The 19,702-nt window shown below is 70.4% G+C and carries 18 protein-coding genes; 10 read left to right on the forward strand and 8 right to left on the reverse strand.

Features of this window, described 5'->3' with window-relative positions; all coding sequences use genetic code 11:
- Positions 1-69: 69 nt before the first annotated feature.
- From ACIPQB_RS19280 to ACIPQB_RS19295, 4 genes are all read left to right on the forward strand, one after another.
- Positions 70-915 (forward strand): TauD/TfdA dioxygenase family protein, encoded by an 846-nt coding sequence (locus ACIPQB_RS19280; RefSeq protein WP_446486880.1) that lies wholly within the window; start codon positions 70-72, stop codon positions 913-915.
- A gap of 95 nt (positions 916-1,010) precedes the next feature.
- Positions 1,011-3,683: a TonB-dependent receptor plug domain-containing protein gene (locus tag ACIPQB_RS19285; RefSeq protein ID WP_446486881.1), complete on the forward strand. Its 2,673-nt coding sequence runs from the start codon at positions 1,011-1,013 to the stop codon at positions 3,681-3,683.
- Between the two features lie 11 nt (positions 3,684-3,694).
- Positions 3,695-4,645, forward strand: a complete 951-nt coding sequence (locus ACIPQB_RS19290; protein WP_446486882.1) for an ABC transporter substrate-binding protein — start codon at positions 3,695-3,697, stop codon at positions 4,643-4,645.
- A gap of 32 nt (positions 4,646-4,677) precedes the next feature.
- Positions 4,678-5,352: a peroxiredoxin-like family protein gene (locus ACIPQB_RS19295; protein WP_446486883.1), complete on the forward strand. Its 675-nt coding sequence runs from the start codon at positions 4,678-4,680 to the stop codon at positions 5,350-5,352.
- Positions 5,353-5,414: 62 nt separating this feature from the next.
- On the opposite strand, the gene pcaDC is transcribed toward ACIPQB_RS19295, so the two are convergent.
- The 8 genes from pcaDC to pobA are packed head-to-tail and all read right to left on the reverse strand — an operon-like array spanning position 5,415 to position 12,938.
- Positions 5,415-6,608 carry a bifunctional 3-oxoadipate enol-lactonase/4-carboxymuconolactone decarboxylase PcaDC gene (pcaDC, locus tag ACIPQB_RS19300; RefSeq protein ID WP_446486884.1) on the reverse strand — a complete coding sequence of 398 codons (1,194 nt, stop codon included), beginning with the start codon at positions 6,606-6,608 and terminating at the stop codon, positions 5,415-5,417.
- Positions 6,608-7,768, reverse strand: coding sequence for a 3-carboxy-cis,cis-muconate cycloisomerase (gene pcaB / locus ACIPQB_RS19305; protein WP_446486885.1), 1,161 nt, complete (start codon positions 7,766-7,768; stop codon positions 6,608-6,610). Before pcaB ends, pcaDC begins: the two co-directional genes overlap by 1 nt.
- Before the next feature lie 25 nt (positions 7,769-7,793).
- Entirely contained in the window at positions 7,794-8,477 is a 684-nt protein-coding gene (gene pcaG / locus ACIPQB_RS19310; protein WP_446486886.1) for a protocatechuate 3,4-dioxygenase subunit alpha, read from the reverse strand.
- A complete protein-coding gene (gene pcaH / locus ACIPQB_RS19315; protein ID WP_446486887.1) occupies positions 8,470-9,183 on the reverse strand; it encodes a protocatechuate 3,4-dioxygenase subunit beta in 714 nt (237 codons plus the stop codon). Before pcaH ends, pcaG begins: the two co-directional genes overlap by 8 nt.
- A 9-nt stretch (positions 9,184-9,192) precedes the next feature.
- Positions 9,193-10,392: a 3-oxoadipyl-CoA thiolase gene (pcaF, locus tag ACIPQB_RS19320; protein ID WP_446486888.1), complete on the reverse strand. Its 1,200-nt coding sequence runs from the start codon at positions 10,390-10,392 to the stop codon at positions 9,193-9,195.
- On the reverse strand, positions 10,389-11,036 hold the full coding sequence (locus tag ACIPQB_RS19325) for a CoA transferase subunit B (RefSeq protein WP_446486889.1): 648 nt from the start codon (positions 11,034-11,036) through the stop codon (positions 10,389-10,391). The genes pcaF and ACIPQB_RS19325 overlap by 4 nt, the downstream gene beginning before the upstream one ends.
- On the reverse strand, positions 11,036-11,749 hold the full coding sequence (locus ACIPQB_RS19330; RefSeq protein ID WP_446486890.1) for a CoA transferase subunit A: 714 nt from the start codon (positions 11,747-11,749) through the stop codon (positions 11,036-11,038). Before ACIPQB_RS19330 ends, ACIPQB_RS19325 begins: the two co-directional genes overlap by 1 nt.
- 13 nt (positions 11,750-11,762) lie before the next feature.
- Positions 11,763-12,938: a 4-hydroxybenzoate 3-monooxygenase gene (pobA, locus tag ACIPQB_RS19335; RefSeq protein ID WP_446486891.1), complete on the reverse strand. Its 1,176-nt coding sequence runs from the start codon at positions 12,936-12,938 to the stop codon at positions 11,763-11,765.
- 140 nt (positions 12,939-13,078) lie between these two features.
- Between pobA and ACIPQB_RS19340 the strand changes: the two genes are divergently transcribed.
- The 6 genes from ACIPQB_RS19340 to ACIPQB_RS19365 all read left to right on the forward strand — a co-directional run bounded on the left by ACIPQB_RS19340 (position 13,079) and on the right by ACIPQB_RS19365 (position 19,646).
- Positions 13,079-13,954, forward strand: a complete 876-nt coding sequence (locus tag ACIPQB_RS19340; protein WP_446486892.1) for a helix-turn-helix domain-containing protein — start codon at positions 13,079-13,081, stop codon at positions 13,952-13,954.
- Positions 13,955-14,059: 105 nt separating this feature from the next.
- A complete protein-coding gene (gene mhpT, locus ACIPQB_RS19345; protein WP_446486893.1) occupies positions 14,060-15,253 on the forward strand; it encodes a 3-(3-hydroxy-phenyl)propionate transporter MhpT in 1,194 nt (397 codons plus the stop codon).
- 83 nt (positions 15,254-15,336) lie between these two features.
- Positions 15,337-15,819, forward strand: coding sequence for a MarR family winged helix-turn-helix transcriptional regulator (locus ACIPQB_RS19350; RefSeq protein ID WP_446486894.1), 483 nt, complete (start codon positions 15,337-15,339; stop codon positions 15,817-15,819).
- A 2-nt stretch (positions 15,820-15,821) separates the two neighbouring features.
- Complete coding sequence (locus ACIPQB_RS19355; protein WP_446486895.1) at positions 15,822-17,240, forward strand: aldehyde dehydrogenase; 1,419 nt, start codon at positions 15,822-15,824, stop codon at positions 17,238-17,240.
- 51 nt (positions 17,241-17,291) lie between these two features.
- Positions 17,292-18,119: a p-hydroxycinnamoyl CoA hydratase/lyase gene (locus tag ACIPQB_RS19360; RefSeq protein WP_446486896.1), complete on the forward strand. Its 828-nt coding sequence runs from the start codon at positions 17,292-17,294 to the stop codon at positions 18,117-18,119.
- Between the two features lie 36 nt (positions 18,120-18,155).
- On the forward strand, positions 18,156-19,646 hold the full coding sequence (locus tag ACIPQB_RS19365; protein ID WP_446486897.1) for an AMP-binding protein: 1,491 nt from the start codon (positions 18,156-18,158) through the stop codon (positions 19,644-19,646).
- Positions 19,647-19,702: the final 56 nt, after the last annotated feature.

Below are 19,702 nucleotides of genomic sequence, written 5' to 3' on the forward strand. Positions count from 1 at the left end.
GATTGCTCATGTTGCCTGCGGTCGCGGCGTTGTTCGCCGCATGTCGAACCATCAGGCGAGGAGAGGCCCATGAGCGCCACCATCACCGGCCTTCGCGAAAAGGCGGGACTGAGCACGATCCATCTCAATCCCACCATCGGCTCGGAAGTCAGCGGGATCGACCTGCGCCAGCCGCTGGACCGGTCGCAGCGCGACGCGCTGAAGGCCCTGCTGCTGGAGCGCAAGGTGCTGTTCTTCCGCGACCAGGACATCACCCGCGACCAGCAGCTGGCGTTCGCGGCCAACTTCGGCGAGGTCTACGCTCACCCGGTCGGCGGGGTCGAGACCCACCGCGCCGTCCAGCCGATCTCGGCCCAGGCGCTGAAGGACTACGACATCCGCGAGAACCACTGGCACACCGACACCAGCTGGCGGATCAATCCCTCGTTCGGGGCGGTGCTAAAGGCCGTGCACATTCCCGAGGTCGGCGGCGACACGATCTGGGCCGACGGCGGCGCGATCTATCGCGGCCTGCCCGACGACCTGAAGGCGGCGGTCGACGACCTCTATGTGATCCACGACTACCAGGACGCCCTGAACCGCTCGGGCGAGCGCTATCCGCTGGTCGCCCATCCCGCCATCCGCACCCATCCGGAGACCGGCGAGGATATCTTCTGGATCAATTTCAGCCTCAAGCCCCGGTTCGTCGACCTGGCGCCGGACGAGAGCAAGGCGCTGCTGGCCCGGCTCTATGACCAGGTCAAGAAGCCCGAACATCACGTCCGCTTCCGCTGGCGGCCCAATTCGGTGGCCCTGTGGGACAACCGCGCGGGCCTGCACTACGCCGTGCGCGACTATGGCGACTTCCCGCGGGTGATGGAGCGGGTGCTGATCGGCTCCGACGATATTCCGTACCGCGAGCGCCGCGCGACCTGACCTTCGAGCGCGCCGGAGGCCGACGGCGCGTCTCTTCCAACTTCGAGACCACAACACGACGCGGCGGTCATCGACCCCGCGCGGGGGATAGACGTTTGACTTTGCCTTACAAGACCCGGGCGCTTGCCTGGCTTGCGCCCCAATCGACCCTCCGGACCGGCCTGCTGGCCTGCGCCTCGATCCTGACCGTTTCGGTGCTGGCCGATCAGGCCCGGGCCGCCGACACGACGACGGCCGCCGTACCGGTCGTCGACGCCGCGCCGGCCGAGCTTGAGGGCGCCGTCGCCGTGGAAGGCGTGATCGTCACCGGCGCGCGCGGCGTCCGCCGCACCGTGGCCGACAGCCCGGCCCCGGTCGACGTGATCTCCAGCGAGCAGCTGACCGCCACCGGCAAGGTCGGCCTGAAGGAGGTGCTCAACACCCTGGTCCCGTCCTTCAACCTGCCGGGGATCAATGGCGGCGGCACGTCGTGGACCGTGCGGGCGATCACCATGCGCGGCCTGAACGGCGACCAGGCGCTGTTCCTGGTCAACGGCAAGCGGCGGCACGGCACCGCCCTGATCAACAACCTGGCCCGGGTGGGGCGCGGCGGGGCGCCGGTCGACCTGGACCTGATCCCGGCCTCGGCCATCGAGCGCATCGAGGTGCTGCGCGACGGCGCTTCGGCCCAGTACGGCTCGGACGCCATCGCCGGGGTGGTCAACATCATCCTGAAGAAGGACGCCGAAGGCGGATCGTTCAGCTACATCGGCGGCCAGAACTATCTGGGCGACGGCGACACCCGCAGCGCCACCCTGAACTACGGCCTGCCGCTGGGCCACCAGGGCGGTTTCGTCCAGCTAGCCCTGGACTGGAAGAACAACGAGGCCGCCTCGCGCTCGGTCCCGTCGCGGGCCCAGTACCTCTACCAGCCGACCGTCACGACGGCGGGCGGGGTCACGACGGTGACGCCGGACCCCCGCGACGCCACCGCCGACCGCTACTATTGGGGCAAGAGCTACGGCCCCGGCGAGGAGGACATCCTGGCGGCGTCCTACAACGCCGAACTGCCCTGGAACGACCTGACGCTCTATTCGACCGGCACGCTCAGCCACCGCGCGTCGAAGAAGAACACCGGCAGCTTCCTGCCCAACCTGGCGCCGGTAGCGGGCGTGACCCCCGGACGGCCGCAGAACCGCAACTCGCTGCCCGAAGTCTATCCCGACGGCTTCAACGCCCTGCGGCGGATCTTCGAGCTCGACCTCCAGACCACGGTCGGCGCGCGCGGCCAAGTCAGGGGGTGGGACTGGGACCTGTCGACCACCTTCGCCCAGGACCACGCCCAGCTGGACGGCCAGAACACCCTCAACGCCACCCTGGGCCCCGCCAGCCCGAACTATTTCCACCTGTCGACCCACCAGTTCCAGCAGTGGACCACCAACCTCGACGTCACCCGCGCGTTCGAGGGCCTGCTGCCGCGTCCGCTTCAGGTGTCGTGGGGGCTGGAGCAGCGCTACGAGCACTTCCGGATCGAGCCAGGCGACGCGGCGTCCTACGCCGTCGGCGACTATGTGATCCCGGCCGGCCAGCCGTTCGCCGGCCTGCGGCCCAATCCCGGCCTGGCCTCCTACGCCGGCACCGCGCCGGAAGACGCCGGTTCGGTCAGCCGCAACGTCTACGCCGCCTATGTCGACGTCGGGACCAACCTGACCGAGAACTGGTATGTCGGCGTCGCCGGCCGGCACGAGCGCTATACGGGCGACGTCGGCGACACCACCAGCGGCAAGCTGACGACCCGTTGGGAGTTCCTGCCCGGCTACGCGGTGCGGGCCACGGTCAGCAACGGCTTCCGCGCCCCGTCCCTGGCCCAGTCGGTGTTCGCCAGCTCGACGATCAACGGCAATCTCTGCGCCGCCGCGCCCAACAACGTCTTCCGGGGCGCGCCCTGCACCCCCGGCGAATACCTGACCTTCCCGACCAAGGTGCTGCGCGCCGACTCCAGCGAGGCCCAGGCCCTGGGCGCCGCGCCGCTGAAGCCCGAGACCTCGACCAACTACAGCTTCGGGATCACCGCCGAGCCGACCAGCCGCTTGCGGGTCACGCTGGACGCCTACCAGATCGATATCGACGACCGCATCGTCGACACCAGCAACCTGGACCTCAGCGCCGCCCAGCTGGCCTCGCAGCCGGCCCTGACGTCGCTGCTGGCCCGCTTCCCGCAAGGCCTGGCGGCGACCTACTACACCAACGCCGTCTCGACCCGGACGACGGGCGTGGACCTGGTCGGCGAGTACGCCTTCGACCTCGGCGAATGGGGTCGCCTCAACCTCAACGCCGCCTACGCCTTCAACAAGACCAAGATCACCCAGCGGATCGAGACGCCGGCGGTGCTGAAGGCGGTCAATCCGAACCTGGTGCTGTTCGACCGCCAGAAGATCGCCGACCTGACCGTCGGCACGCCGCGCAAGAAGCTGATCCTCGGCGCCCTGTGGAGCCGGGACACGGTCACCGCCAGCCTGCGGACCACGCGGTACGGCCAGTACACCGAGGCCGGGACCTCGGCCGATCTCGACCGGACCTACAGCGCCAAGTGGGTGACCGACCTCGACATCGCCTGGGACGTCCGTCCGACCACCAATGTCGCGATCGGGGCCAACAACCTGTTCGACCGGCATCCCGACAAGATCGGCGTGATCAATCCCGACACCGGCATGAACCAGTTCGGCATCTTCTCGCCCTTCGGCATCACCGGCGGCTACTACTACGCCCGCCTGACTCAACGCTTCTGAGGGAGGGCGCCATGCAAAGACGCAGCCTCATCGCCGTCCTGACCGCCGCCGCCCTGCTAACTGGATGCGGCGCCGGCGGAGAAGGGGACGGCCAGGCCCCGCTCAAGGTCGGCAGCCAGAGGGGCGGGACCAAGGCGATCCTGGTCGCGTCGGGCGCCCTGGAGGGCGTTCCCTACAGGATCGAGTGGAGCGAGTTCGCCGCCGCCCAGCCGCTGCTGGAGGCTGTGGGGGCCGGGGCGATCGACCTGGGCGAGGCCGGCGACGCGCCGTTCCTGTTCGCCTATGCCGGAGGCTCCAGCATCAAGGCGGTGCAGGCCGGCAAGAGCGGCGGCGCGTCGACGGCCCTGCTGGTCCGCAAGGGCTCGCCCATCCATGACCTCGCCGGCCTGCGCGGCAAGAAGATCGCCACGGGCCGCGGCTCGATCGGTCATTACCTGCTGCTGCGGCTGCTGGAAGAAGCCGGGCTGAAGCCGACCGACGTCCAGATCGTGTTCCTCAGTCCGGGCGACGCCAAGGCGGCCTTCAGCAGCGGGGCGATCGACGCCTGGGTGACCTGGGGCTCCTATGTCGCCTTGGCCAGGCTGCACGACGACGCCACGGTCCTGGCGGACGGCGACGGTCGGCTCAGCGGCTATGGCTACGAGGCGGCCAGCGAGGCGGCGATCGCCGGCAAGCGGCCGCAGATGGAGGACTTCCTGCGCCGCCTGGCCAAGGCCCGGCGCTGGGCGGGCGAGCATCCCCAGGAATTCGCCGCCGCCCTGTCCAAGGAGACGGGCTTGCAGCCGGACGTGGCGCTGTACACCGTCCAGCACTACCGCATCGCGCCCTCGGCGATCGACGACGCGGCGGTGGCCGAGGGACGGGCGGTGCTCGACCGCTTCCGGGCGGCAGGGGCGGTGACCTCGACCCGCGACCCGGCCGGCGCCTTCGACCGCTCGTTCAACGCCGCGGTCGCCCCGTGAGCCGCCGTCACGACAACCGAGGAGACGAAACCATGAGCCAAGAGAGCCTGGCCCCACTGCTGGCCGACCTGCACGCCGAACGCCTGCGCACCTGGGATCCGGCCGCCCTGAAGATCAATATCGACCAGCGCGCGACCCTGGTCGAAGAGGCTGACCCGTCCGCCTGGGTCAAGGCCGGCGACCGCGTCGAACCGTTCACCCTGTTGGACGTCGAGGGCGGGGAACTGACGCTGAAAAGCCTGACCGCCAGGGGACCGGCGGTGCTGGTGTTCTTCCGCTTCGCCGGCTGCCCGGCCTGCAACATCGCGCTGCCCTATTACGAGCGGGCCCTGCAACCGACGCTGAAGGCCCTGGGCGTGCCGCTGGTGGCCGTCAGCCCCCAGATCCCCGAGCGGCTGGGCGAGATCCGCGTCCGCCACGCTCTGAGTTTCAAGGTCGTCACCGATCCTGGCAACGCCCTGGGGCGGCGGTTCGGCATTCTCTACACGGCCGACGAGGCCAGTCAGGCCGCCCAGCGCGCCAAGGGCGGCTCGATCGGCGAGACCACGGGGACCGGGACCTGGGAGCTGCCGCAGCCGGCCGTGGTGGTGATCGGCCGCGACCAGGTGGTGAAGTTCGCCGACGTCAGCCCCGACTGGCTGGTGCGGACCGAGGCCGAACCGGTGATCGCGGCGGTCAGGGCGCTGGCCGCGGTTCCGGCGAACTGACCGCCAGGTGCGGCCCTGCGGAACGCTGCGCGGCTTGAGCGCCCGGGATCCGCGCCGGCCTCTCAGCCCGCTCCAAGTTCGGCGATGATCTCCGCGGCCTCGGTGAAGGCGGTGTTGGCGGCGGGGACGCCCGCATAGATCGCCGTCTGCATCAGCACCTCCTTGAGCTCGTCCTGGGTGAAGCCGCCCTGTTCGAGCCCGCCGCGCACGTGCAGGCGAAACTCCTCCCAGCGGGCCAGGGCCGCGCAGATGGCCAGCACCAGCAGGCGGCGGGTGCGGTGATCCAGGCCCGGACGGCTCCAGATCTCGTTCCAGGCGTAGCGGGTGATCATCGCCTGATAGTCGGCTGTGAAGTCGGTGCGTCGCGCCAGTGACCGGTCGACCCAGGCGTCGCCCAGCACCTTGCGGCGGGTCTTCAAGCCGGCCTCGAACAGGGCCTCGGCGGCCTCGCGCGTCGCCGAACCGCTCTGTACCTCGGCCAGGAAGCCGCGCACCGCGCCGGCGAAGGCGGCGGGATCCTCGAAGCAGGGCAGGTGGGCGGTATCGAGCATCGCCACGCGCGCGCCAGGGATGGCGGCTGCGATCCGGTCGCCATGGCCTTCGAACGGCGCGGCGATGTCCTTGCGGCCGTAGACCAGCAGGGTCGGGGCGGTCACGCCAGGCAGGCGGCGCAGCAGGTCCATGTCGCGGATCGCCGCGCAGCAGCCGGCGTAGCCCTCGGCGTCCATGGCCAGCATGCCGGCGCGGACGGTGTCGACCGCCTCGGGATGGCGCGCCCGGAAATCCAGCGAGAAGAACCGCCCGAGCACCGTTTCGACCACCGTCGTCATGCCCTCGGCGCGGACGGCGGCGACCCGGGCGGTCCAGGTCGGGACGTCCGGCGCGGGCGTCGGGGCCGTGCAGGCCACGATCAGGGCCTCGAGACGCTCGGGCGACTTCAGGGCCAGCTGCATACCGATCATGCCGCCCAGCGAAACGCCGCAGACGCTGGCCTTGGCGACGCCGGCCGCATCCATCACCGCCAGCACGTCGTCTGCCAGCAGGTCCAGCGTGTAGTCGGCGGCCGGCGCGTCGGAGGCGCCATGGCCGCGGGTGTCGATCCGCAGCAGGCGGAAAGCGGGCAGCAGGTGCGGGGCGGCGGCGTCGTACAGGGAAAGGTCGCAGCCGATCGAATTCAGCAGCACCAGCACCGGTCTGTCGGCCGCGCCGTCCAGCCGCCAGTAGATCCGAACCCCGTCATGCGATGCGAAGGCCATCAGCGGTCTCTCCGGAAGTGGGCGAGGGCGCGGGCGACCAGGGCCTCGGACTCGCCGATGTCGGTCCCGACGCCGGCGGCGGCGAGGTTGGCGGTCATCCGCTCGGTGTCGACCTCCAGCCCTTCGAGGACCGGAGCCATGGCGGCCAGGGCCCCGTGCGCCAGCTGGAAGAGTTCGGCGAGCACCGGACCCTCGGCCTGCCAGCCGCCCAGGCCGCGCTCGTGTTCCTGGGGCAGGGCGGAGAGGATCGTGGCGGCCAGGTGCGGCGCGCGCAGGGCGGCCGACAGGGCGACCTGGCAGCCGGTCGGATTGCGCTTGTGGGCCATGGCCGAGGAGCCGCCGCGTCCGTCGATCCGCGGCTCGAAGGCCTCGGCCACCTCGGCTTGAGCCAATAGCGAGATATCCCTGGCAATCTTGCCGACGACGCCGACCAGGATGGCCAGGGCGCTGGCCAGGCCCGCCATGGCCTCGCGCTGGGCGTGCCAGGGGGTGGCGGGCAGAGCCAGGTCCAGCCGCGCGGCCAGCCGCTCGGCGACCGCCAGGGCCTTGCCGTCCAGCCCGGCCAGGGACCCCGTCGCGCCGCCGAACTGCAGGCGCAGGGCGGCGGCGGCCTCGGCGTCGAAGCGGACGAGGGCGGCGTCCACGCCCTGCAGCCAACCGGCGACCTTCAGGCCGAAGGTGATCGGCTGGGCCGGCTGCAACAGAGTGCGGCCCAGCATCGGCGTGGCGGCGTGAGTCTCCGCGAGAGTCGCCAGGGCCTGGGCGAGCCGGCGGGCCTCGCCGCCGACCAGGGCTGCGCCGGCCTTGGCCTGCAGCATCAGGGCGGTGTCGGCCAGGTCCTGGCTGGTTGCGCCCTTGTGGACCAGGGCGGCGACGGCGTCGCCATGCCGGGCCGCAACCCGTTGGCGGAGGATCTGGACCAGGGGAATGGCCAGGGTCCCGGCGTGGGCGGCGGCCTCGGCCAGGTCCTGGACGTCCGGCGGTTCGGCGCAGGCGGCGACGATGGCCTCGGCCGCCTCCAGCGAAATCAGCCCCTCGGCCATCTGGGCCTCGGCCAGCACGGCCTCGAACAGCAGGGCCGCGCGCAGCAGGGCCGCGTCGCCGAACACCGCCAGCATGGCCGGGGTGGAGGCGGGGCGGTCGCGAAGGAGAGAGGACAAGGGCGCGGGCTCCGGGGCGTGACCGTCAGATATCGAAGAAGACGGTTTCCCGCACGCCTTGCAAGACGATGTCGAACCGCCAGGCGTCGTCTATCTTCCTGGCGATCAGGGTGTCGCGGCGATCGGCGGGCACCAGGGCCAGGATCGGGTCGGCTTCGTTGGCTGCCTGGTCCTCGAAATAGACCCGGGTGGCCAGGCGCTTGACCACGCCGCGCCCGAACACGCTGACGGCGATGTGCGGCGCCTGCAAGCTGTTGCCCGGTCCCGGCACGGCGCCCGGCAGCACGGTCCTGAATCGATAGAGGCCTTCCTCGCTGGTCGAGGCGCGGCCGAAACCGATGAAGCCGGCGTCCAGCGGAAGCTCGGTGCGGTCGTCGTCGGGGCTGGCGTAGCGGCCGGCGGCGTTGGCCTGCCAGATCTCGATCATGGCGTCGGGCGCCGGCTTGCCGTCGGCGTCATAGACCACGCCCTCCAGAGTGATCACCTCGCCGCTGACCGGACCCTTGGGCGGGGCGAGGTTCAGGACATAGTGCTCCTCCGAGAACAGTTCGGACCGGGCGCCCATGTCGGACTGGCCGACCAGGTCGGCGCCGCCCTTCCAGGGCAGGCCATAGTGGAAGAACGGACCGACGGTCTGGGACGGGGTCTGGCCGAACAGGCCGGGGTCCTGGTTGTCGAGGCGCGGGGCGGGATTGACCTGCTCAGTCATGATGGTCGTCCTCGAAAGGAGTCGCGTCGCGGCCGCGCAGCACCACGTCGAACAGGTAGCCCAGGGCCCAGTTGGGCGTCGTGGTCTCGATGTCGAACCGCGAGACCAGCCGCTGGCGATAGGGCAGGGGAATGGCGTTGGCGATCGGGTCGATCTCGATCAGCGGATCGTCGGGGAAGTACATCTGGGTGACCAGGCGGGTGGCGAAGGCCGGACCGAGCAGCGACAGGTGGATATGGGCCGGCCGCCAGGCGTTGTGGTGGTTGCCCCACGGATAGGCCCCGGGACGCACGGTGGTGAACCGATAGCGGCCCTCCGCGTCGGTCACCACCCGGCCGGCGCCGGTGAAGTTGGGATCGAGCGGCGCGTCCCAGCGGTCCTTGCTGTGGATGTAGCGGCCGGCGGCGTTGGCCTGCCAGATCTCCATCACGGTGTTGGGGACGGGGCGGCCGCGTTCGTCGAGCACCCGGCCGGCGACGATGATCCGCTGGCCTTGCGGCATGGCCCTGTGCTGGGTGGTCAGGTCGGCCAGGGCCGGGCCCATCAGACTGTCCCAGCAGCCGGCCGGCCCGGTCAGCTCGGTCAGGGTCTGGGGGATGCGCACCAGGGGCTGGCGCGGCGAGCGCGGCACGGTCGAGGCGTAAGCCGGGCAAAGCGACGGCGGTTGGCCGGCGTCTTCGCGGGTGAAGCCGATGAGGTCGGTCATGGAGGCCTCCTAGACCCGTTCGAAGGCGAGGGCGGCGCCCTGGCCGACGCCGATGCAGAGGGTGGCCAGGGCGCGCTGGCCGCCAGTGGCTTCCAACTGGCGCAGGGCGGTCAGGGCCAGGCGGGCGCCGGACGCGCCGAGCGGATGGCCCAGGGCGATCGCGCCGCCGTTGGGGTTCACATGGGCGCCGTCGTCGGCCAGGCCCAACTGGCGCAGCACCGCCAGCCCCTGGGCGGCGAAGGCTTCGTTCAGCTCGACCGCGTCGAAGTCGCCGATCGACAGGCCGGTGCGGGCCATCAGGCGCTGGGTGGCCGGAACCGGTCCGACGCCCATCACCCGCGGCGCGACGCCGGCCGTGGCGTAGCCGAGGATGCGGGCCCGCGGCGTCAGGCCATGGCGTTTCACCGCCGCTTCCGAGGCGATGATCAGGGCGACCGCGCCGTCATTGACGCCCGAGGCGTTGCCAGCCGTCACCGTGCCGCCCTCGCGGACCACGGGCTTGAGCTTGGCCAGGGCCTCCAGGGTGGTGTCGCGCGGGTGCTCGTCGCGGTCGACGATCGTCGGACCGGCCTTGCCGGGGATCTCGACCGGGGTGATCTCGCCGTCGAAGAAGCCGGCCGCGATGGCGGCGCGGGCCCGCTGCTGGCTGCGCAGGGCGAAGGCGTCCTGGTCGGCGCGGCTGACCGCGAAGTCGGCGGCGACGTTTTCGGCGGTCTCGGGCATGGTGTCGACGCCGTAGGCCTTGCGCATGGCCGGATTGATGAACCGCCAGCCGATGGTGGTGTCGAAGATCTCGGCGTTGCGCGAGAAGGCGCTGTCGGCCTTGGCCATGATGAAGGGCGCGCGGCTCATGCTCTCGACGCCGCCGGCGATCACCAGGTCGGCCTGGCCGGAGGCGATGGCGCGGGCGGCGTAGCCGATCGCCTCCAGGCCCGAGGCGCACAGGCGGTTGACGGTGACGCCCGGCACGCTGTCGGGCAGGCCGGCCAGCAGGGCGGCCATGCGGGCGACGTTGCGGTTGTCCTCGCCGGCCTGGTTGGCGCAGCCGAGCACGACCTCGTCCACGGCGCTCCCGTCGAGATCGGGATGGCGGGCCATCAGCGCCCGGATCGGAATCGCCGCCAGGTCGTCGGTCCGGACCTTGGCCAGGCCGCCGCCATAGCGGCCGAACGGCGTGCGAATCCCGTCGCAGATATAGGCGACGCTCATGCGAAGGCTCCCGCGTTGAAATCGGCCTCTGTCCTGGCCCGGACTTCGTCCAGGGTCACGCCCGGGGCCAGCTCGATCAGCGTCAGGCCGCCGCCCTTCCTGTCCAGGTCGAACACGCACAGGTCGGTGATCACCATGTCGACACAGGCCGCGCCGGTCAGGGGCAGGGCGCAGCGTTTCAGGACCTTGCTGTCGCCGGCCTTGTTGGCGTGATCCATGACCACGATCACCCGCTTGACGCCGGCCACCAGGTCCATGGCCCCGCCCATGCCCTTGACCATCTTGCCGGGGATCGTCCAGTTGGCGATGTCGCCGTTCTGGGCCACCTCCATGGCCCCCAGCACCGTCAGGTCGATATGGCCGCCGCGGATCATGGCGAAGCTCTGGGCGCTGTCGAAGAAGCTGGAGGTCGGCAGCTTGGTGATGGTCTGCTTGCCGGCGTTGATCAGGTCCGGATCGGCCTCGCCCTCGTAGGGGAAGGGACCCATGCCCAGCATGCCGTTCTCGCTCTGCAGGGTGACATGGACGCCGTCGGGAATGTGGTTGGCCACCAGGGTCGGGATGCCGATGCCGAGATTGACATAGAAGCCGTCCTGCAGTTCGCGGGCGGCGCGGGCCGCCATCTGGTCGCGGGTCCAGGCCATCAGACGGTCTCCTCACGCGGACGGGTGGTCAGCTTCTCGATCCGCTTCTCGTTGATCGTCGAGCGGATGATGCGGTCGACATAGATGCCCGGCGTGTGGATGGCGTTGGCGTCCAGTTCGCCCGCCGCGACGATCTCCTCGACCTCGACGATGGTGACCTTGCCGGCCGTGGCCATCACCGGGTTGAAGTTGCGGGCGGTCATCCGGAACATCAGGTTGCCTTCCGGGTCGGCCTTCCAGGCCTTGACGATGGAAAGGTCGGCCCGCAGCCAGGTCTCGCGGACATAGGTCTCGCCCTCGAAATCCTCGACCGGCTTGCCCTGCGCCACCACTGTGCCGACGCCGGTCTTGGTGTAGAAGGCCGGAATGCCCGCCCCGCCCGCCCGGATGCGTTCGGCCAGGGTGCCTTGCGGGTTCAGCTCCAGCTCCAGCTCGCCCGACAGGTAGAGCTGCTCGAACAGCTTGTTCTCGCCGACATAGCTGCTGATCATCTTGCGGATCTGGCCGTTGTTCAGCAGCTGCCAAAGGCCGAAACCGTCGGCCCCGCAATTGTTGCTGATCACCGTCAGGCCTTTGACGCCGGTGTCCTTGATCGCCGGGATCAGGGTCTCGGGATTGCCCGACAGGCCAAAGCCGCCCGACATCAGGGTCATGCCGTCGAAGACCACGCCCTCCAGCGCCGCGGCGGCGCTCTCGTAGATCTTGCTCTTCATCGCGGGGTTCTCATCAGACGAGCGGAAGGCCGACATAGTTCTCGGCGAGGGTGACCTGGGCGGCGCGCGAGCTCTTGATATAGGCCAGTTCGGCCAGTTGCATCTTGCGGTCGAAACCGTCGCGGTCGGGAAAGCGGTGAGTCAGGCTGGTGAACCACCAGGAAAACCGTTCGGCCTTCCACACACGGGCCAGGGCGCGGGCCGAATAGCCGTCGATCCCGGCGGCCGAGTTCTCCTGGAAGTGTTCGATCAGGGCCTCAGACAACATGACGACGTCAGAGACGGCCAGGTTCATGCCCTTGGCCCCGGTCGGCGGCACGATGTGGGCGGCGTCGCCGGCCAGGAACAGGCGGCCGTGGCGCATCGGCTCGGTGACGAAGCTGCGCAGCGGGGCGATGGTCTTCTCGAACGACGGACCGCGGGTGACGCGCGAGGCCGCCTCCGGGCCGAGGCGCAGGCACAGTTCGTCCCAGAACCGCGCATCGCTCCAGTCCGCGATGTCCTCGTCGAGGCTGCACTGGATGTAGTAGCGGCTTCGGGTCGGCGAGCGCATCGAGGCCAGGGCGAAGCCGCGCTCGTGGTTGCAATAGATCAGCTCGTGGTCGCAAGGCGGCACCTCGGCCAGGACGCCCAGCCAGCCGAACGGATAGACCCGCTCGAAGGTCCTTTGCACGGCGGCCGGGATCGCGCCGCGGCTGACCCCGTGATAGCCGTCGCAGCCGGCCACGACGTCGCAGTCCAGCCGCTGCTCGAGGCCGCCCTTTTCCCAGGTGACGTAGGGATGGTCGCCGTCGATGTCGTGCAAGGCGACGTTCCGGGCGTCGAAGACGATCGGCACGCCGCGGGTTTCGGCGGCGTCGAACAGGTCCTTCATCACCTCCTGCTGGCCGTAGACCATGACGGTCGAGCCGCCGGTCAGTTCTGCCATGTCGATGCGGAACACCTCGCCGTCGCTGGCCAGGTTCGTGCCGCCATGCACCAGGCCCTCGCGCCGCATGCGGGCGTCCAGGCCCAGGCGCTCCATCAGGTCGACGGTGACCTGCTCCAGCACCCCGGCCCGCACGCGGCCCTCGACATAGGCGCGGTCCTTGCGCTCGAGGATGACGGCGTCGACCCCCGCGCGCTGCAGCAGGTGGCCGAGGAACAGGCCGGCCGGGCCGGCGCCGATGATGGCCACCTGAGTGCGCACGCTGTCTCCTCCGCCGGCCGCCGCTTGCCGCGACTTGACCGGAGCCTAGGCGGGGCGGCGCGAATAGCGATGGACAGACCGGCGATAAAGTTGGACTTTTTTGTCGCGACCCTCCCGCCCGGACCGCTGACGATGTCTGCATGCAAAGCGCCGTAGTCCCCAGCTTTTTCCTGTTCGGCGAGCCGCTCAGGGCTGTCGAGGGCAAGTTCCTGCACCTGGAGGCCTTGGACGATCGGACGCGGCCGAACGACTGGAACATCCGGCCGCACGCGCACGCCGACCTCAATCACGTCTTTCACATCACGGCCGGCGGCGGGGTGATGGACGCCGACGACCGGACCATCGCCTTCGCCGCGCCGTGCCTGCTGCTGGCCCCATCCGGCGTGGTGCATGGCTTCGCCTATGAGACCGAGACGACGGGATCGGTGCTGACCATCGCCGACAGCTATCTGCGCGATCTCGCCCAGCGCGAGCCCGATTTCGCCCATCTGTTCGAGGGGCCTTGCCAGCTGCCCTTGTCGGGCGACACGCCGGTCGGCGAGGCTCTGGCCGGACTGGCCCGCGAGCTGGTGTGGAGCGCCCCCGCCAGCGGGGCGGCCATAGAGGCGCACCTGCTCGGCGTGCTGGTCGAGGCCTTGAGGCTGTTGACGCGATCCCGCGCCGCCAGCCCTACGGTGCTGGGCCACCAGGCCGTGCTGGTCGCGCGTTTCCGGGAGCTGGTGGAGGCCGAATATCGCAGCGGTCGTCCGCTGGAGGACTATGCCGGGCGGCTGGGCGTCACCGAGGCCCGGCTGCGGGCGGCCTGCCTGAAGGTGGCGGGGGCCTCGCCCCTGCGCCTGATCCAGGACCGCATGCGGCTCGAAGCCAAGCGGGCGCTGCTCTATTCGAACATGGGCGTCGCCGAGGTCGCCTATCATCTCGGCTTCAGCGACGCGGCCTATTTCTCGCGGTTCTTCGCCAAGGCCGAAGGGCTGTCGCCGCGCGCGTTTCGCGACGCCCGCCGCCGCCTTCCTTGACGCATTTGTTTGTCAGGCATACGGATTATCGGGTGGAGGGCCGTCCGGTGGCGGCTTCACAATCAAGAGCGCCGAAAAAGGCGTCGGTCAGGGGAGGGCGACGGCATGGTCGAAACGTCGAGGATCGACACGGCGGCGAGCCGCCGCACCCTTTTCCTGTGCCTCCTGGTCGCCTTGCTCGAAGGCTTCGACCTGCAGGCGGCCGGAGTCGCCGCGCCCAGGCTGGCCCCGGCCCTGGGGCTGACGCCCGGCGTGCTCAGCTGGTTCTTCAGCGCCAGCACCCTGGGCATGTTCATCGGCGCCTATGCCGGCGGCTGGCTGTCGGACCGGCGCGGGCGCAAGTTCGTGCTGGTGCTGTCGGTGACGCTGTTCGGCCTGTGCTCGGTGCTCACCGGCTTGGCTCACGCCGTGGAGCCGCTGATCGCCGCCCGCTTCCTGACCGGGGTCGGCCTGGGCGGGGCCTTGCCCAACCTGATCGCCCTGGTGGCCGAGAACAGCCGGCCCGAACGCAAGGGTCGGGCCGTGGCCCTGATGTACTGCGGAACCCCGTTGGGCGGGGCGATCGCCACCCTGGCCAGTCTGTACACTGACCGCTGGCAGGCGATCTTCCACATCGGCGGGATCATGCCGCTGCTGCTGGCGCCGGCCCTGGTGCTGCTGCTGCCCAGTTCCCAGGCACAGGCGGTCGCTCGGATCGCCGGGGCGCCGCACCGGCCGCTGTTGGGCGAGGGGCGCACGGTGCGCACCCTGCTGCTTTGGGCCAGCTTCTTCGCAACCTTGCTGGTGCTCTACCTGCTGCTCAACTGGACGCCGTCGCTGCTGAAGGCGCGGGGCTTCGGCCGCACCGAGATCGGCGTCTTCCAGATCGTCTTCAATGTCGCCGGCGGGCTGAGCTGCATCCTGGCCGCACCGCTGCTTGACCGTCGCAGCGGGGTGGCGGTCAGCGTCACGGCCTATGCGGCGATCGTCCTGTTCCTGGCGTTGCTGGCCGCCACCAGCGCCAGCCTCTGGAGCCTCGTGCCGATCGCGATCGGCCTGGGGGCGGGCGTGCTGGTCGCCCAGGCGATCCTCTACGCCCTGGCGCCCAAGCTCTATGAGGTCGCCGACCGCGGGGCCGGGGTTGGGGCGGCGGTGTCGATCGGCCGCCTGGGGTCGGCGGTGGGACCTCTGCTGGCCGGCGCCATGCTGTCGCTGGGCTTGTCGCCCTCCGGCCTGCTGCTGGCGGTCCTGCCGATCGCCGTCCTGGGCGGACTGGGCGCCGTGTTGCTGGCGGTCGGGCAAGCGCGACGGCCGGCCTAGATCCGCGCCGACATAGAGTCTTGACGATACTGTTTGCCGAGCATACTAATATCGCAAGAACAACGACCGGGAGGCTGCGCGGCATGGAAGAGATCGAGGCCTTCGGCGCGCTCGGCGACCGGCTCGGCCTGCAACTGCACTATGCCGATGTCCGGGCCATGGCCGGGCTCTCGCAGCGGCTGGCGCCGTTCGGCGTGACCCCGGCCCGGGCCACCGCCGTGGTCTATATCGGCCTGAACGAGGGCTGCGATCAGATCACCCTCGGCCGCGCCCTCGGCATCAACCGGGCCAGCACCATGAAGGCCGTCGACGAGCTCGAGGCGCTGGGCGCGATCGAGCGGCGGTCCGGCCGCGACCGGCGCACCAACGCCCTGCACCTGACCGCCTCGGGCCGGATCCTGCGCGAAGAGATCGAGCGGGTGACCCAGGACCATGACCAGGCCGCCTTCGCCGCCCTGACTCCGGACGAACAGGCGCAGCTGCGCCGGCTGCTGGGCAAGCTGCGGCTCAATGACGACGTCGCCGACGAGCCCGCTTCGGCGGCCGGCGCCCCGCGAAAGGGATGAGCATGAACCAGACCGCCAGCATCGCCACCTTCGACCGCCATGACCCGGTGACCGGCGCGGTGGCCACCACCTCGGCCGCGATGACGGTCGACCAGGCCAATGCCGCGGCCGACGCCGCCCAGGCGGCGCTGCCCGGCTGGAGCGCCCTGGGCCCCAACGCCCGCCGCGCCTTCCTGTCCAAGGCCGCCGCCGCCCTGGAGGCCAAGGCCGACGCCTTTGTCGAGGCGATGATGGGCGAGATCGGCGCCACCGAAGGCTGGGCGCGGTTCAACCTGATGCTCGCCGCGTCGATGGTGCGCGAAGCCGCCGCCCTGACCACCCAGGTGGCCGGCGAGGTGATCCCGTCCGACAAGCCCGGCTGCCTGGCCATGGCGCTCCGCGAGCCGGCCGGCGTGGTGCTGGGCGTCGCGCCGTGGAACGCGCCGATCATCCTGGGCGTGCGGGCCATCGCCACGCCCCTGGCCTGCGGCAACACCGTGGTGCTGAAGGCCTCCGAGACCTGTCCGCGGACCCACAGCCTGATCATCGAGGCCTTCGCCGACGCCGGCCTGCCCGAGGGCGTGGTCAATGTCGTCACCAACGCCCCGGCCGACGCCGCGGCCATCGTCGGCGCCCTGATCGACCATCCGGCCGTGCGGCGGATCAACTTCACCGGCTCGACCGCGGTGGGCAAGATCATCGCCAAGCGCGCGGCCGAGCACCTCAAGCCGGTGCTGCTGGAACTGGGCGGCAAGGCGCCGCTGGTCGTGCTGGAGGACGCCGACCTCGACGAGGCGGTCAAGGCCGCCGCTTTCGGGGCCTTCATGAACCAGGGCCAGATCTGCATGTCGACCGAGCGGATTATCGTCGTCGACGCCGTGGCTGACGCCTTCGTCGAGAAGTTCGCCGCCAAGGTCGCCAGCCTGGCGGTTGGCGATCCGCGCGAGGGCAAGACGCCGCTCGGCGCCGTGGTCGACCTGAAGACCGTCACCCACGTCCAGGGGCTGGTGGCCGACGCCGTCGCCGCCGGGGCTGTCCAGGTCAGCGGCGGCCCGGCCCGGGGCGTGCTGATGCCCGCCACCGTGGTCGACAAGGTCACGCCGGCCATGCGCCTGTTCCGCGAGGAGAGCTTCGGCCCTGTCGTCGGCGTGATCCGCGCGCGCGACGAAGAACACGCCATCGCCCTGGCCAACGACACCGAATACGGCCTGTCGGCCTCGGTCTTCACCCGTGACATCGCGCGCGGCCTCAAGGTCGCGCGGCGGATCCAGTCCGGCATCTGCCACGTCAACGGTCCCACCGTGCATGACGAGGCCCAGATGCCGTTCGGCGGCGTGAAGGGCTCGGGCTACGGCCGGTTCGGCGGCAAGGCGGGGATCGAGGCCTTCACCGAACTGCGCTGGATCACGATCGAGACGCAAGCCGGCCATTTCCCGATCTGACATCCCTTCGGGCGGCCCGCGTCGCCTCTCCACGATTTCCAAGGACCGAGCATGACCGACGCCAACGACACCGCGACCTTCCGGGTCGAGAACCGCATCGCCTGGGTGAAGTTCAGCCGCCCCGACAAGCGCAACTGCATGAGCCCCACCCTGAACCGGCGCATGATGGAGGTGCTGGACGAGCTGGAGTTCCGCGACAACGTCGGCGTGCTGGTCCTGACCGGCGAGGGCTCGGCCTGGTCGGCGGGCATGGACCTGAAGGAATATTTCCGCGAGACCGAGGCCAAGGGCCTGGGCGCGGTGCGCCAGGCGCAGCGCGAGTCCTACGGCTGGTGGCGGCGCCTGCGCTGGTACCAGAAGCCGACCATCGCGATGGTCAACGGCTGGTGCTTCGGCGGCGGCTATGGCCCGCTCTATTCCTGCGACCTGGCGATCGCCGCCGACGAGGCCCAGTTCGCCCTGTCGGAGATCAATTGGGGCATCCTGCCGGGCGGCGGCGCCACCAAGGTGGTGGTCGACCTGATGCCACTGCGCGACGCCATGTATCACGCCATGACCGGCGAGCTGATCGACGGCCAGAAGGCCGCCGCATGGCGCTTGGTCAACGAGAGCGTGCCGCTGGAGCGCCTGGAGACGCGCGTGCGCGAACTGGCCGAGGTGCTGCTGAAGAAGAACCCCGTGGCGCTCAAGGCCACCAAGGACGCCATCCGCCGGGTCAAGGAAATGACCTATGACAGCGCCGAGGACTATCTGGTCCGGGCTCAGGAGGCGGCCAATTCCTTCGACAACGAGGGTCGCAAGGAGGGCATCAAGCAGTTCATCGACGACAAGACCTACAAGCCGGGGCTCGGCGCCTACGATCTGGCCAAGCAGAGCTGAGACGGGGCAGGGGAGGACACCAGGGGAAACAAGGCCATGGGCGTTCCGGTGGATCACGTGGGGGTGCAGGCCCGTTTGCAGCCCCAGCGGCTGGCGGCGGCGGAGCTGGCCAGCGGCCGGCGCTGGACCTATGCCGCGCTCGACGCGGCTGTGGCCCGCTGCGCCCGGGTGCTGCTCGACCGCGGCTGCGCGGTCGGCGAGCGGGTCGCCAGCTTGGCGCGCAACCGGGTGGAGCTGGCCGTCCTGCACCTGGCCTGCGCGCGGATCGGGGCGATCTATGCGCCGCTGAACTGGCGGCTCAGCCCGCCCGAGGTCCTGGCGCTGATCGACGACGCCGATCCCCGGCTGATCGTCGGCGACGCCGAATTGGCGCGCTGCCAGGTGGAAGGCCTGTCGCTCGACATCCTGGCCGCCGAGATCGAGGCGGCCCTGCCGCTGCCGACGGTCGCCTTCGACCGCGACCGGCCGTCGCTGATCCTCTACACTTCCGGCACCTCCGGGCGGCCCAAGGGCGTGGTGCTGTCGGAGCGCAATCTGGACCAGACGGCGATCAATTTCGGCCGGCTGGGCCGGGTGACCCACCAGAGCGTCTTCCTCAACGACGCGCCGATGTTCCATGTCATCGGCCTGGTGACCTGCGTGCGGGCGCCGCTGCTGCACGGCGCCGCAATGCTGGTGTCGGACGGTTTCGACCCGGGTCGCACCCTCGAGCGGATCGGCGATCCGGACTTGGCCGTGACGCACTATTTCTGCGTGCCGCAGATGGCGGCGATGCTGCGGGGACATCCCGACTACCGCGCCTCGGCCTTCGCAGGCCTCACCGCCCTGTTCACCGGCGGCGCGCCGCATCCCGCCGCCGACATTCGCGCCTGGCTGAGCGACGGCGTGCCGGTGGCCGACGGGTTCGGCATGAGCGAGGCGGGGACGGTGTTCGGCATGCCGGTCGATCCGGACCTGATCGACGCGCGCGCCGGCTCGGCCGGCGTCGCCATGCCGGGCGTGATGACCCGCATCGTCGACGCCGACGACCGCGACTGCCCGCCCGGCGCGGCCGGCGAGCTGCTGCTCAAGGGCGACAATCTCTTCGCCGCCTATTGGCGCCTGCCGGCCGACACCGCCGCGGCGTTCACCGACGAGGGCTGGTTCCGCACCGGCGACATCGCGCTGCGCGACGCCGACGGCTTCCACTGGCTGGTCGACCGCAAGAAGGACATGTTCATTTCCGGCGGCGAGAACGTCTACCCGGCCGAGATCGAGGCGGCCCTGGCCGATCATCCGGCCATCGCCGAATGCGCGGTGTTCGGCGTCGCCGATCCCCGCTGGGGCGAGGTCGGCCATGTCGTGCTGGTCCTGGCGCCCGGCGCCGCCTTCGGCCACGCCGACGTCATCGCCCATCTGGAGTCGAAGCTCGCCCGCTACAAGCTGCCCAAGGCGACCACGGTGGTGGACGCCTTGCCCAGGACCGGCTCGGGCAAGATTCAGAAGGGCGTCCTGCGCGAGCAGGTCATAGTGCTGAGCGGATCGTGACGACGCTCGCCCGAAACGGGGCGGGGCGATGGAAACGGAACCGGAAGAAGCGGTCG

The sequence above is a fragment of the Caulobacter sp. LARHSG274 genome (assembly GCF_052871235.1).

What these genes read in the sequence shown, in the direction of transcription:
- ACIPQB_RS19360 (WP_446486896.1), top strand. Translation starts at nt 17,292, where the DNA reads ATGACCGACGCCAACGACACCGCGACCTTCCGGGTCGAGAACCGCATC.
- ACIPQB_RS19330 (WP_446486890.1), bottom strand. Translation starts at nt 11,749, where the DNA reads ATGAAGAGCAAGATCTACGAGAGCGCCGCCGCGGCGCTGGAGGGCGTG.
- ACIPQB_RS19340 (WP_446486892.1), top strand. Translation starts at nt 13,079, where the DNA reads ATGCAAAGCGCCGTAGTCCCCAGCTTTTTCCTGTTCGGCGAGCCGCTC.
- ACIPQB_RS19355 (WP_446486895.1), top strand. Translation starts at nt 15,822, where the DNA reads ATGAACCAGACCGCCAGCATCGCCACCTTCGACCGCCATGACCCGGTG.
- pcaF (WP_446486888.1), bottom strand. Translation starts at nt 10,392, where the DNA reads ATGAGCGTCGCCTATATCTGCGACGGGATTCGCACGCCGTTCGGCCGC.
- ACIPQB_RS19365 (WP_446486897.1), top strand. Translation starts at nt 18,156, where the DNA reads ATGGGCGTTCCGGTGGATCACGTGGGGGTGCAGGCCCGTTTGCAGCCC.
- pcaG (WP_446486886.1), bottom strand. Translation starts at nt 8,477, where the DNA reads ATGACTGAGCAGGTCAATCCCGCCCCGCGCCTCGACAACCAGGACCCC.
- ACIPQB_RS19280 (WP_446486880.1), top strand. Translation starts at nt 70, where the DNA reads ATGAGCGCCACCATCACCGGCCTTCGCGAAAAGGCGGGACTGAGCACG.
- ACIPQB_RS19290 (WP_446486882.1), top strand. Translation starts at nt 3,695, where the DNA reads ATGCAAAGACGCAGCCTCATCGCCGTCCTGACCGCCGCCGCCCTGCTA.
- mhpT (WP_446486893.1), top strand. Translation starts at nt 14,060, where the DNA reads ATGGTCGAAACGTCGAGGATCGACACGGCGGCGAGCCGCCGCACCCTT.
- ACIPQB_RS19350 (WP_446486894.1), top strand. Translation starts at nt 15,337, where the DNA reads ATGGAAGAGATCGAGGCCTTCGGCGCGCTCGGCGACCGGCTCGGCCTG.
- pcaH (WP_446486887.1), bottom strand. Translation starts at nt 9,183, where the DNA reads ATGACCGACCTCATCGGCTTCACCCGCGAAGACGCCGGCCAACCGCCG.
- ACIPQB_RS19325 (WP_446486889.1), bottom strand. Translation starts at nt 11,036, where the DNA reads ATGGCCTGGACCCGCGACCAGATGGCGGCCCGCGCCGCCCGCGAACTG.
- pcaDC (WP_446486884.1), bottom strand. Translation starts at nt 6,608, where the DNA reads ATGGCCTTCGCATCGCATGACGGGGTTCGGATCTACTGGCGGCTGGAC.
- ACIPQB_RS19295 (WP_446486883.1), top strand. Translation starts at nt 4,678, where the DNA reads ATGAGCCAAGAGAGCCTGGCCCCACTGCTGGCCGACCTGCACGCCGAA.